This is a genomic window from Neisseria sp. SLRRB23, assembly GCF_050896295.1.
Taxonomy (GTDB): Bacteria; Pseudomonadota; Gammaproteobacteria; order Burkholderiales; family Neisseriaceae; genus Neisseria.
Genome location: NZ_JBPBFH010000012.1, coordinates 46980 through 60625, shown reverse-complemented (window position 1 = coordinate 60625; position 13646 = coordinate 46980). Strand labels below are relative to the sequence as shown.

Genomic DNA, 13646 nt, shown 5'->3' with positions numbered 1-13646 from the left:
AACCGATTCACTTGGTGCTTCAGCACCTTAGAGAATCGTTCTCTTTGAGCTAAGGCGAGGCAACGCTGTACCGGTTTTTGTTAATCCGCTATATTCCGCCATCTCTAAGATTTACAGCGATACACGGGTGATTTAAGGAATGCCCGAACCATCATTCCCACCACTTTTCGTCATTCCCGCCACTTTTCGTCATTCCCGCGAAAGCGGGAATCTAGGACGCAGGGTTAAGAAAACCTACATCCCGTCATTCCCTCAAAAACAGAAAACCAAAATCAGAAACCTAAAATCCCGTCATTCCCGCGCAGGCGGGAATCTAGGTCTGTCGGTGCGGAAACTTATCGGATAAAACGGTTTCTTAGATTCCACGTTCTAGATTCCCGCCTGCGCGGGAATGACGGCTGCAGATGCCCGACGGTCTTTATAGTGGATTAACAAAAATCAGGACAAGGCAACGAAGCCGCAGACAGTACAAATAGTACGGAACCGATTCACTTGGTGCTTGAGCACCTTAGAGAATCGTTCTCTTTGAGCTACGGCGAGGCAACGCCGTACTGGTTTTTGTTAATCCACTATAAATTGGCAATAAAACACCAAAATGGATGAGTTACACAACAAAAAATAGTCAATACCACACAACCGACGTGAAATACAAAATATTATCACTCTTAAAACGATAAAACCTTATGAAAACCAAACGTTTTAAAATTAACGCCATATCCTTATCCATCTTTCTTGCCTATGCCCTTACGCCAAACTCAGAAGCGGCATTGGTCAGAGACGATGTTGATTATCAAATATTCCGTGACTTTGCCGAAAACAAAGGCAAATTTTTTGTCGGCGCAACCGATTTATCAGTGAAAAACAAACAAGGTCAAAACATCGGCAACGCATTATCCAACGTACCGATGATTGATTTTAGCGTTGCAGATGTCAACAGACGTACATTAACCGTCATCGATCCCCAGTATGCTGTCAGCGTCAAACATGTAAAAGGAGACGAAATCTCTTATTACGGGCATCACAATGGGCACTTAGATGTTAGCAATAATGAAAACGAATATCGTTCAGTTGCACAAAATGACTACGAACCAAATAAAAATTGGCATCACGATAATCAAGGTCGTCTTGAAGACTACAACATGGCACGCCTTAATAAATTCGTAACAGAAGTCGCACCTATTGCACCAACCAGTGCAGGCGGCGGCGTTGAAACCTATAAAGATAAAAACCGTTTTTCTGAGTTTGTGCGAGTTGGAGCAGGTACACAATTTGAATATAACAGCCGCTATAATATGACAGAACTTTCACAAGCTTATCGTTATGCCATTGCAGGTACGCCTTATCAAGACGTGAATGTCACATCGAATCTAAATCAAGAAGGCTTGATTGGCTTTGGTGATAATTCAAAACACCATTCCCCAGAAAAACTCAAAGAAGTTTTATCTCAAAACGCATTGACTAACTATGCTGTGTTAGGCGATAGCGGTTCACCATTATTTGCTTATGATAAACAAGAAAAACGCTGGGTCTTTTTAGGTGCTTACGATTATTGGGCAGGCTATCAAAAAAACTCTTGGCAAGAATGGAATATCTATAAAAAAGAATTTGCAGATAAAATCAAACACCGCGATAACGCCGGCACCATCAAAGGTAATGGAGAACATCATTGGAACATTACTTCTGGCACAAATAGCCATATCGGCTCTACAGCGGTAAGGCTTGCCAACAATGAAAGGGATGCAAACAACGGACAGAATGTTACCTTTGAAGACAACGGCACTTTGGTATTGGATCAAAACATCAACCAAGGCGCGGGCGGGCTGTTTTTCAAAGGCGATTATACAGTCAAAGGTGCAAATAATGACATCACTTGGCTAGGTGCGGGGATTGATGTTGCCGACGGCAAAAAAGTCGTTTGGCAAGTCAAAAATCCGAAAGGCGATAAATTAGCGAAAATCGGCAAAGGCACTTTGGAAGTAAACGGTACAGGCGTAAATCAAGGCGAATTAAAAGTCGGCGACGGTACGGTTATCCTGAATCAACAAGCCGATTCAAACCAAAAAGTTCAAGCTTTCTCCCAAGTCGGCATTGTGAGCGGACGCGGTACATTGGTGCTGAACAGTCCGGACCAGATTAACCCGAATAATCTGTATTTCGGTTTCCGTGGCGGTCGTTTGGATGCCAATGGCAATGACTTGACTTTTGAACACATCCGAAACGTGGATGAAGGTGCACGGGTTGTCAACCACAACACAGACCACGCCTCCACAATCACGCTAACGGGTAAATCTTTGATTACCGATCCCAAAACCATCTCTATTCATTATATTCAAAATAATGATGATGACGATGATGGTTATTACTATTACCGCCCTAGGAAACCGATTCCACAAGGCAAAGATCTTTATTTCAAAAACTACCGTTATTACGCCCTAAAATCCGGCGGCAGTGTGAACGCACCGATGCCCGAAAACGGACAAACGGAAAATAACGACTGGATTTTAATGGGCAGCACACAAGAAGAAGCTAAGAAAAACGCGATGAACCACAAAAACAATCAGCGTATTAGCGGTTTTAGCGGTTTCTTTGGCGAAGAAAACGGAAAAGGACATAACGGCGCATTAAACCTTAATTTCAATGGCAAAAGCGCGCAAAACCGTTTCTTGTTAACAGGCGGCGCCAATTTAAACGGAAAAATAAGCGTAACTCAAGGCAATGTCTTGTTATCAGGTCGTCCAACACCACATGCAAGAGATTTTGTGAACAAATCTTCAGCCCAAAAAGACGCACATTTCTCCAAAAACAATGAAGTCGTATTTGAAGACGACTGGATAAACCGCACATTCAAAGCCGCAGAAATTGCGGTTAATCAATCCGCATCATTCTCTTCCGGCAGAAATGTATCCGACATCACCGCAACAGACAACGCCAAAGTAAATTTGGGTTACAAAAACGGCGATGAAGTTTTCGTGCGCTCGGACTATACCGGTTACGTTACCTGCAACACAGACAACTTATCCGATAAGGCTTTAAACAGCTTTGATGCGACACAGATTAACGGCAATGTGAATTTGAGTCAGAATGCGGCATTGGTCTTGGGCAAGGCTGCATTATGGGGGCAAATTCAAGGGCAAGGAAACAGCAGCGTCAGCCTAAACCAACATAGCAAATGGCATTTGACCGGCGACAGCCAAGTACACAATCTGTCATTGGCGGATAGCCATATTCATTTGAACAACGCTTCCGATGCGCAAAGTGCAAATAAATACCACACGCTCAAAATCAATCATTTATCCGGTAACGGGCATTTTCATTATCTGACGGACTTGGCGAAAAATCTTGGGGATAAAGTGCTTGTGAAGGAATCCGCATCCGGCCATTATCAGCTCCATGTTCAAAATAAAACAGGCGAACCTAATCAGGAAGGGCTGGATCTCTTTGATGCATCATCCGTACAAGACCGCTCCCCCCTTTTTGTTTCCTTGGCAAATCATTACGTCGATTTAGGCGCATTGCGTTATACAATCAAAACAGAAAACGGTATTACCCGGTTGTACAATCCTTATGCCGGGAACCGCCGCCCAGTCAAGCCGGCCCCGTCTCCTGCCACAAACACGGCTTCTCAAGCACAAAAGGCAACACAAACGGACGGTGCACAAATTGCCAAGCCTCAAAATATCGTCGTCGCACCGCCTAGCCCGCAGGCAAATCAAGCCGAAGAAGCCTTCCGTCAGCAAGCAGAAGCAGAAAAAGTTGCACGTCGAAAAGCCGAAGCTGAAGCTCAAGCATTGGCAGCACGCCGACAAGCAGAAGCCGAAGAGGCAAAACGCCAGCAAGAAGCCCTTGCATGTCAACAAGAAGAAGCACGACAAGCTGCAGAGTTAGCCGCCAAACAAAAAGCGGAAGAAGAACGCAAAGCCGCCGAACTTGCCAAGCAAAAGGCAGCAGCCGAAGAGGCAAAACGTCAAGCAGCCGAACTTGCCCGTCAGCAAGAAGAAGCAAAACGTCAAGCTGCAGAATTTGCACGTCGTCAGGAAGCAGAACGCAAAGCCGCAGAATTACTGGCAAAACAAAAAGCCGAAGCTGAAGCCCAAGCATTGGCAGCACGCCGACAAGCAGAAGTCGAAGAAGCAAAACGCCAACAAGAAGCCCTTGCACGTCAACAGGAAGAAGCACGACAAGCTGCAGAGTTGGCCGCCAAACAAAAAGCGGAAGAAGAACGTGAAGCCGCCGAACTTGCCAAGCAAAAGGTGGAAGAAGAACATCGTCAAGCAGCACAATCTCAACCCAAACATCGTAACCGTAGAGCTATATCACCGGAAGCATCATCTGATGTAATAGTCCAAGCTCTGCCTAGGATAGCGAAAAATTCAAATCCTGATGCCAACGATTATGAAGAAATCCCCTTGGATGCGTTGGAAGATGAAGATGTATCTGAATCGGTTGCCACATCAGACAAACAGCCTCAAGACAATACGGAACTTCATGAAAAAGTTGAGACAGTGGGTTTACAACCAAGAGCCGCGCAGCCGCAAGCCCAAGCCGCCGCGCAAGCCGATGCAGTCAGCACCAATACCAACTCGGCTTTATCTGACGCAATGGCAAGCACACAATCTATCTTGTTGGATACAGGTGCTTCATTAACACGGCACATTGCACAAAAATCACACGCTGATGCCGAAAAAAACAGTGTTTGGATGTCGAACACCGGTTATGGCCGTGATTATGCTTCCGCACAATATCGCCGGTTTAGTTCGAAACGCACGCAAACACAAATCGGCATTGACCGCAGCTTGTCCGAAAATATGCAGATAGGCGGAGTATTGACTTACTCTGACAGTCAGCATACTTTTGATCAGGCGAGCGGCAAAAATACTTTTGTGCAAGCCAACCTTTATAGTAAGTATTATTTAAATGATGCTTGGTATGTGGCCGGCGATATTGGTGCGGGCAGCTTGAGAAGCCGGTTACAAACACAGCAAAAAGCAAACTTTAACCGAACAAGCATCCAAACCGGCCTTACTTTGGGCAATACGCTGAAAATCAATCAATTCGAGATTGTCCCTAGTGCGGGGATCCGTTACAGCCGCCTGTCATCGCAGATTACAAGTTGGGTGACGACAGTGTTAAAGTAAGTTCTATGGCAGCGAAAACACTAACGGCCGGACTGGATTTTGCTTATCGGTTTAAAGTCGGCAACCTTACCGTAAAACCCTTGTTATCTGCAGCTTACTTTGCCAATTATGGCAAAGGCGGCGTGAATGTGGGCGGTAATTCCTTCGCCTATAAAGCAGATAATCAACAGCAATATTCAGCAGGTGCCGCGTTACTGTACCGTAATGTTACATTAAACGTAAATGGCAGTATTACAAAAGGCAAACAATTGGAAAAACAAAAATCCGGACAAATTAAAATACAGATTCGTTTCTAAAATACTAAATTCATAGCAAAATAAAATGCCGTCTGAACTCAGGCTTCAGACGGCATTTTTATCAGACGACCTTCACATCATCCCTACAACTCAATCCCTTTGAGCTTCGCCACGGTGTTGATGTCTTTATCGCCACGACCCGACAGGTTGACCAGAATCACTTGGTCTTTGCCCATTTTCGGCGCGTTTTTCACCGCCCAAGCAACGGCGTGGCTGGATTCGAGCGCGGGGATGATACCCTCGAAGCGGCAGAGCAAATCAAAGGCTTCAAGTGCTTCATCATCTTTGGCGACGGTGTATTCGACGCGATTGATGTCGTTCAAATGGCTGTGTTCCGGACCGATGCCGGGGTAGTCGAGACCCGCGGAAACAGAGTGCGTCCCCAAGACTTGGCCGTTTTCGTCCTGCATCAGGTAGCTGCGGAAGCCGTGCAATACGCCGATGGGGGCTTTGCTGGTAATCGGCGCGGCGTGGTCGGGGGTATCCACGCCCAAACCGCCTGCTTCTACGCCGACCAAACGTACGTTTTCTTCTTCGATATAGGGATAGAACAAACCGATGGCATTGGAGCCGCCGCCCACGCAGGCAACGGCAACATCAGGTTGGCGACCGATGGCTTCCAACATTTGTTCTTTGGCTTCGTTGCCAATCACGCATTGGAAATCGCGCACCATTTCGGGATACGGTGCGGGACCGGCGGCGGTACCGATGATGTAGAACGTGTCATCCACGCGGGCGACCCATTCGCGCATCGCTTCGTTCATCGCGTCTTTCAGCGTGCGGCTGCCGCTTTCTACACCGACCACGTTCGCACCCAATAATTTCATACGGAACACGTTGGGCATTTGACGTTGGATATCGTCCGCGCCCATGTACACGTCGCAAGTCATGCCGAAACGTGCGGCGACGGTGGCACTCGCCACGCCGTGCTGCCCCGCACCGGTTTCGGCGATGACACGTTTTTTGCCCATGCGGCGGGCGAGCAATGCCTGACCGATGGTGTTGTTGACTTTGTGCGCGCCGGTGTGATTCAAATCTTCACGCTTCAGCCAGATTTGCGCGCCGCCCAGATGTTCGGACAACCGAGCGGCATGGTAAACGGGGCTGGGCCTGCCGACATAATGTTTCAAATCGCGGTGGAACTCTGCCCAAAATTCAGGATCGTTTTTCGCTGCCTTATAGGCATCCGCCAGCTCTTGCAAAGCGGGAATCAGGGTCTCGGAGACATAAAGCCCGCCGTGTTCGCCGAAAAAGCCCTTCTCGTCGGGCGCGTGGTAGTTCTTCATCGGATTCTTCCTTGTGCTTCAGGTTTTCAGACGGCAATTTATAGTGGATTAACAAAAACCAGTACGGCGTTGCCTCGCCTTAGCTCAAAGAGAACGATTCTCTAAGGTGCTGAAGCACCAAGTGAATCGGTTCCGTACTATTTGTACTGTCTGCGGCTTCGTCGCCTTGTCCTGATTTTTGTTAATCCACTATATTTTTCAAAATGCCGTCTGAACGGGAAATTGCCGACAATTATAACTGTTTTTCACACAAACCCGCCATTTCGAAAAACGCCCGATACGCCGCCGCCTTTTTCGCCAAACTCAAAGGATAAGCGCGCGAAGTCGAAGGCAGGCGCGTCAGGGTCAAATCCCGTCCGGCAAACGGAAACAGCACGGTTTCGCCCGTTTTTGGCATTTTGATGCCGCCGCCCTGAATATCGAGCAGGATTTCCGTCGCCTTGCCGCCCGTCGTACAAATATGGCGGCAGTCTGGTATTTTCGCCAACACCGCCGCCAAATCGACAGTTTCGACTACCTTTAAAAACTTGTCAGACGCATTGCCGTGTTCCCTTGCCACCTTCAACACGGTCGGACAGGACGCAATCCCCCGTTCGTGCAAAAACGTTTTGATTTTCTCCGCGTCAAACGCCTTTTCAGAGTGCGCAGCCTCCCCGTGGGACGGCATCTGAAAATGCGCCGCATCGTTAAAAAACACCAGCCCGTAAACGCGCCACATATCGTTTTGGAAATTCGGATAATGAAACTGCATCGCGCGTTTGTCTTCCTTGGGCGGAAACGTCCCCATCATCATGACCGATGCCCCGTTCGGCAAAACGGGATCGAACGGATAACTTTCAATTTCCAACCCGACCGCATTATTTTCCATTTTCACCCCATATACCCGGCCGCCCGCTTCAGGCGGCATTTTGTCCCAAATGTATCAAAATCATGCCGCCGGCTGCCGCCGCACAACCCGCCGCCAAAGAAATATGCAGCGGCTCCCCCAAAAACCAGACCGAACACAACATACCGAAAATCGGTACCAATGTTACATAAACAGACGCACCGCCTGCCCCCAATACTTTCACGCCTTCAAAATACCACGCATACGCCAAAACAGTCGCACCGACCGCCAACCACAGCAATGCAAGCCAGCCGCGCCCATCCATGACTGCTACCGCCCCAAGCGGCAAACCTTCCGCAAACCATGCCACGGCGGACAACATCAGCGCACCGGACATCGACGTAACCGCGGCAACCGTCAGCGCATCAATCCCGCGCAAAACCTTGCGCCCTATCAACGTATAAGCTGACCAGCAAACCACGCATCCAAAAATCAGCCATTCCCCGGGCTTCAACCCGTCCGCCAGCACCTCTGCCGGATTACCCTGCGTAACCGCAGTGACCGCACCGCCGACGGTCAGCAACATACCCGTCAGGATTTTCATATTCAAATATTCCCCGAACAACCACACCGCCAACAGCAGCGTCAACACCGGATTCACGCTCATGACGACCGCGGCTTTGCCGGCTGGCATCTGCTGCAGGCCCAACATGAAGAATACGGCATACCCGCACACGCCGAACAAGGCGGCAACCGCCAAACCCAGCCATTGCCGCGACGATAAAGCCGACAAAGCCGCAAACCTGCTGCGCGCAAACAACCAACCCGACAACAAAACCGAAGCCAGCAGAAACCTGACCGCCCCGCCCGTCAACGGCGGCAGAGACTGCCCCAATATCCTGCCCATAGGCCAAGACGCACCCCATAATACCGCCATACCCAAGAGCTTCACATGAATCAGATAAGTCCTCATACAGTATCCAACCGTAAAAATACCAAACCGACGGATAAGGCCGAACAAAACAGCATTATCAAGCCCCGCCGTTTTCGGTTACAATGTCCACATCAAACCGATATTGTAAACATATTCACATTTAAATGCCGAACAAGATGTCCATACGGCTTGCCGGATTCCCCCGAAACAGAAGGGACACCTTCCCAAAAATCCGGCCCGTATCCTCAAAACCGGTTGCACCGGGCAAGGAAACCCGATGAAAGAACACAAAGCCCGCAAGCGTTTCGGGCAGAACTTTTTACAAGACACGCGGATCATCAGCGATATTGTCAACGCCGTACGCCCGCAGGCGGATGATGTCGTGATTGAAATCGGCCCGGGTTTGGCGGCGATTACCGAACCTTTGGCAAAAAAACTGAACCGCCTGCACGTTATCGAAATCGACCGCGACATCGTATGCCGTCTGAAAACGCTGCCGTTTGCGGATAAACTGGTGATTCACGAAGGCGATGTATTGCAGTTTGATTTCAACGGCATCGCAGGCAAAAAGAAAATCGTCGGCAACCTGCCGTACAATATTTCCACGCCGCTTTTGTTCAAGCTGGCGGAGGTGGCGGACGATGTCGTCGATATGCACTTTATGCTGCAAAAAGAAGTGGTCGAGCGCATGGTTGCCGCGCCGAAAAGCAACGACTACGGGCGTTTGGGCGTGATGCTGCAATATTTTTTCGATATGGAAATGCTGATTGACGTGCCGCCCGAATCGTTCGATCCTGCACCGAAAGTGGATTCTGCCGTCGTCCGTATGATTCCGGTGAAACACCGCATCGGCAAGGCAGACGATTTCGAGCATTTCGCCAAACTTGTGAAACTCGCCTTCCACCAACGTCGCAAAACCATACGCAACAATCTGAAAGAGCTTGCAGGCGACGATGATTTGCAGGCAGTCGGCATCAATCCGCAAGACCGCGCCGAACATATCGCGCCGGAAAAATACGTGGCGTTGAGCAATTATTTGGCAGGCAAGGCCGTCTGAAAAGAGGTAGCGGAAATGGAAGGCAACCTGCAAAAAACCGAACGTTTAATCCGCGAAATCAACCGCCTGCATGCACAATATTCGCAGGATTATTTTGAAACCGGCAAAGTGCGGAAAATCAATTTGAGCCACACGCTCAAAAACGTTCCGACCGAACATATTTTGTCTTACCGCCTTAATTTGCACGAAGCGGTTAACGATTATTTAGCCTTTGCCGACACGCGCGGCATAGACTTTTTCTACCGCGTGAAAACCGCAGAAAGCATACATGATAAAATCAGCCGCTATCTGGCGCGCGGCAACCAATATCCGGTCAACAACATCCTGAACGATATTTTCGGCGCGCGGCTGATTTGGCCGTCTGAAACAGTCGCCGGGATTTTGAAAAAACTTGACGACTGGAAAACAGAACACGGTTTGAAAAACTGGTATTTGCGCGATGCGGGCGACTATATCGGCATACACATTTATTTCAAAAACAGCAGCAATTTCTACTATCCGTGGGAATTGCAGGTTTGGGATGAAAAAGATGCCAAAGCCAATATTGAAAACCATATGATGTGCAAACGGAATTTCGTGCGTTGAATTACCGGCAAGCCGCATTGAAACCGTTTATAACTGTTTATAAGAAAATAAACCATAAAATACACAACCGTACCCCTGACTTTTCCTTTAACCGCCCGAGTGAACAAACCATGAAATACACAGCCGCACTCCTGACTTTTCTTTTAACTGCCTGCATGAACCCGAACGATGCGTTTTTCCAAAACCGGCGTTATCAAATGCTAGAGGCACAATTGAACGGTTCAAATGCCATTTTCCATTACGGTTATTCCCAAAATCCCGATCATGATTTATTGGTCGACCAAGTCCGCGTGCCGGACGCGTACAGGGCTTCATTTGAGCGGGATTGGATAGCGAAGGAGCAAGGCTACCGCAAAAACGACTGCGTACTGGAAAAAGCGGAAAGCGGGGGTGTGACGTACTACACCTGCGATGCGGAAAAAGGACTCAACGGCATACGTTTCATCATCTATGTCGTGAATATGAAAAACGACAAAGGCTACGTCAAAGTTTACCGGAGCATGAATAAGCCGAATCAGGAAGAGTTAACCAAATTGGTTGCCGATTTGAATAAGTTTTACCCTTAATCAGTCAGACGGATTCAGACTGCCTGAAAAGAATGGACACTATGATTAAATTCAAAAACGTACACAAACATTTCAAAGACCTGCACGTCATCAACGGCGTGAACTTGGAAATCAAAAAAGGCGAAGTGGTCGTCGTCTGCGGGCCTTCGGGCAGCGGCAAATCCACACTCATCCGCACCGTCAACCAGCTTGAAAGCATCGAAAGCGGCGAGATTTGGGTGGACGGTGTCAACGTTGCCGACCCCAAAACAGATTTGAACAAAATCCGCGAAGAAGTCGGCTTCGTATTCCAAGGCTTCAACCTCTACCCCCACCTGACCGTATTGGAAAACATCGCCCTCGCACCGATGAAGGTTAAAGGTCAAAATGCGGAACAGGCAGAGAAAAAAGCGATGGAACTTTTGGAACGCGTCGGACTGGCACACAAAAAAGACGCCTTCCCTTCCCAACTTTCCGGCGGCCAGCAGCAACGCGTGGCGATTGCGCGCGGGTTGGCGATGGAACCGCGCGTGATGCTGTTTGACGAACCGACCTCCGCACTCGACCCCGAAATGGTCGGCGAGGTATTAAAAGTCATGAAAGACTTGGCAGAAAGCGGCATGACCATGATGTGCGTAACCCACGAAATGGGTTTTGCCCGCGAAGTTGCCGACCGGGTGCTTTTTGTCGATAAAGGGCAAATCCTCGAAGACGAAACGCCCGAAGCGTTTTTTACCAACCCAAAACACGAACGCGCCAAGCAGTTCCTGCAACAGGTCATGACCCATTGATGCTATGCCGTCTGAAAACCGAACGTTCAGACGGCATAGCCCGACACCGTAAGATGATTGAGAAAGAAAACCATGTATTTTGTTGACCGCACCGCCGTCGTCCTCAAGCCGACCGCGCACTTTTTGGAATGGCTCAAAAGCACCGACGAAAATATGCCCGACCTAACCATAGAGCAGCTTCGTGCCAACTGTTCCGTCTTCCTCGTTCCGCAGTTCGACGAACCGGAAGCCGTCGTTTCCTACTTCGACGAACGCTACCGCCAGATTTTTGAAGCGGAGCTGGCAGGTTGGGACATCGATAAAGACAAATGGCCGCAAGACATGAGCCTGAAGACGTTTTGGGAATTTTTCGACATCGAAATCCACGATATGGTTTTGGATATGGAAGAAGCGGATTTGAACATCACGCCCGTGTTCGACAACATGATGTAAGGCTGTGCGCGCCTTTCAGACGGCATTAAAGCCGTCCCGCATCCTGAACATCCTGACCGTATCACTCCACTCGGCTTCCATTGCCGTCTGCCTGACTTGGTTTTACGGCTGGATGATGTGGTTCGGTTTGGCGGCTTTGGTGGCAAGTTACGCATACTCGCTCAGGATAACGAACCTGAAACACCGCCATGCCGTAACCTCCGTCATTATCGACCGCGACGGACAAGCGGAAATCGTATCCGGCAAAGACAAAACAGCGGCAACACTTGCGGGCGGCAGTATGGTTACGCCTTATGCCTTATTCTTACAATGGGACACAGGCGGCACAACCGTCAGCCAATGCATCATGCCCGACATGACGGACAAAGAATCCTACCGGCGGCTGAAAGTCTGGGTGCTTTGGCGGCAGCCGAAAAAAACCGCCGAAACCGATGCATCAGACTGATTTCAGACGGCATTTGAAAACGAAACACTCATGAAAACACTACAAGACTGGCTCTCGCATTTGGAAACCGCCCACAGCGGCGGCTTGATCGATATGGGCTTGAAACGCGTAGGCGAAGTGAAAAAACGGATGAAGCTCGAGCCGCAATGCCCCGTCGTCGTCGTCGCGGGAACTAACGGCAAAGGTTCGGTCTGCGCCTACCTGACACAGATTTACAAACAGGCAGGCTTCAAAGTCGGTACGCTGACCAGCCCGCATTTATTGCGTTACAACGAACGCATCGCCGTCAACGCCGAACCCGTTTCGGACGATACAATCACCGCTTCCTTCGAACGCATTGAAACCGCGCGCGGTGAAATATCACTGACTTATTTTGAATTCAATGCCTTGGCGGCCGTCGACATCTTCATGCGCGAACAAGTCGATGTAATGATATTGGAAGTCGGCTTGGGCGGACGTTTGGACGCGGTCAACGCATTTGACGGCGATTGCGCGGTGGTTACTAGTGTAGATTTGGACCATCAGGCGTTTTTGGGCGATACGGTCGAGCAGGTCGGCTTTGAAAAAGCAGGCGTGTTCCGCAGCGGCAAACCCGCCATCTGCGGTCAAAACCCCGCGCCCGAATCGTTGGTCGCACACGCCGAAGCCATAGGCGCGAAACTGCTGATGGTGCAGCGCGATTTCGATTTCTCCTCATTGGAAAACATCCAATGGAACTACCGCTTCCATCCGCAGCATTCAGACGACCCCGCACGCAACCGTAATGCCCTGCCTTTCCCCGCATTGCGCGGCGCATACCAGCTTTCCAACGCCGCCTGCGCGTTGACCGTATTGGAATGCTTGAACGACAAACTGCCGGCGGACATTGGCGCCATCAAGCGCGGTTTGTTGCTGGTTGAAAATCCCGGACGCTTCCAAGTCCTGCCCGGCCGGCCGCTGACCGTTTTGGACGTCGGACACAATCCCCACGCCGCCCGCGCCCTGCGCCGCAGCCTGATTAATTTGGCGTTTGCGCAGAAACGCACCGCCGTGTTCAGCATGTTGTCCGACAAAGACATAGACGGCGTGTTGGAAATCGTTAAAGACCAGTTTGACGAATGGTATATCGCGCCTTTGGACGTGCCGCGCGGCATGACGCTCGAGGGCCTGCAAAACAAACTGCACGAACACAGCATCGAAAACATACAGACATTTGCCACCGTCCGCGACGCATATCGGGCGGCAGCCTCAAAAGCGGGCGAAAACGACAGAATCGTCGTATTCGGCTCATTTCATACCGTTGCCGATGTCATGTCGGTACTTTAAAAGGAATCT

10 protein-coding genes and 1 pseudogene are annotated in these 13646 nt (G+C 49.5%); 8 read left to right on the top strand and 3 right to left on the bottom strand.

What is annotated here, in order from left to right; genetic code table 11:
* Positions 1-683 precede the first annotated feature (683 nt).
* Positions 684-5431, top strand: a pseudogene (gene iga, locus ACRPFF_RS04665) (IgA-specific serine endopeptidase autotransporter).
* 83 nt (positions 5432-5514) lie between these two features.
* Here the strand turns inward: iga and trpB are convergent.
* The 3 genes from trpB to ACRPFF_RS04650 all read right to left on the bottom strand — a co-directional run bounded on the left by trpB (position 5515) and on the right by ACRPFF_RS04650 (position 8516).
* Positions 5515-6717 (bottom strand): tryptophan synthase subunit beta, encoded by a 1203-nt coding sequence (gene trpB / locus ACRPFF_RS04660; protein WP_432673933.1) that lies wholly within the window; start codon positions 6715-6717, stop codon positions 5515-5517.
* Positions 6718-6949: 232 nt separating this feature from the next.
* Positions 6950-7624: a uracil-DNA glycosylase family protein gene (locus ACRPFF_RS04655; RefSeq protein WP_411712451.1), complete on the bottom strand. Its 675-nt coding sequence runs from the start codon at positions 7622-7624 to the stop codon at positions 6950-6952.
* Complete coding sequence (locus tag ACRPFF_RS04650; protein ID WP_432673931.1) at positions 7614-8516, bottom strand: DMT family transporter; 903 nt, start codon at positions 8514-8516, stop codon at positions 7614-7616. Before ACRPFF_RS04650 ends, ACRPFF_RS04655 begins: the two co-directional genes overlap by 11 nt.
* 238 nt (positions 8517-8754) lie before the next feature.
* Here ACRPFF_RS04650 and rsmA point away from each other — a divergent pair, with 238 nt between their 5' ends.
* The 7 genes from rsmA to folC all read left to right on the top strand — a co-directional run bounded on the left by rsmA (position 8755) and on the right by folC (position 13637).
* The gene (gene rsmA / locus ACRPFF_RS04645) at positions 8755-9534 is read left to right on the top strand and encodes a 16S rRNA (adenine(1518)-N(6)/adenine(1519)-N(6))-dimethyltransferase RsmA (protein WP_432673930.1); all 780 of its coding nucleotides are present in this window, start codon (positions 8755-8757) and stop codon (positions 9532-9534) included.
* Positions 9535-9549: 15 nt separating this feature from the next.
* On the top strand, positions 9550-10119 hold the full coding sequence (locus tag ACRPFF_RS04640; RefSeq protein ID WP_432673928.1) for a GTP pyrophosphokinase: 570 nt from the start codon (positions 9550-9552) through the stop codon (positions 10117-10119).
* A 110-nt stretch (positions 10120-10229) separates the two neighbouring features.
* Complete coding sequence (locus ACRPFF_RS04635; RefSeq protein WP_003753238.1) at positions 10230-10685, top strand: hypothetical protein; 456 nt, start codon at positions 10230-10232, stop codon at positions 10683-10685.
* A 41-nt stretch (positions 10686-10726) separates the two neighbouring features.
* Positions 10727-11455 (top strand): amino acid ABC transporter ATP-binding protein, encoded by a 729-nt coding sequence (locus ACRPFF_RS04630; protein WP_432673926.1) that lies wholly within the window; start codon positions 10727-10729, stop codon positions 11453-11455.
* A gap of 72 nt (positions 11456-11527) precedes the next feature.
* Entirely contained in the window at positions 11528-11887 is a 360-nt protein-coding gene (locus ACRPFF_RS04625; RefSeq protein WP_432673925.1) for a hypothetical protein, read from the top strand.
* A gap of 4 nt (positions 11888-11891) precedes the next feature.
* Positions 11892-12332 (top strand): protein YgfX, encoded by a 441-nt coding sequence (locus ACRPFF_RS04620; protein ID WP_432673923.1) that lies wholly within the window; start codon positions 11892-11894, stop codon positions 12330-12332.
* Positions 12333-12362: 30 nt separating this feature from the next.
* Positions 12363-13637, top strand: a complete 1275-nt coding sequence (gene folC / locus ACRPFF_RS04615) for a bifunctional tetrahydrofolate synthase/dihydrofolate synthase (RefSeq protein ID WP_432673922.1) — start codon at positions 12363-12365, stop codon at positions 13635-13637.
* The last annotated feature ends 9 nt before the right edge of the window (positions 13638-13646 follow it).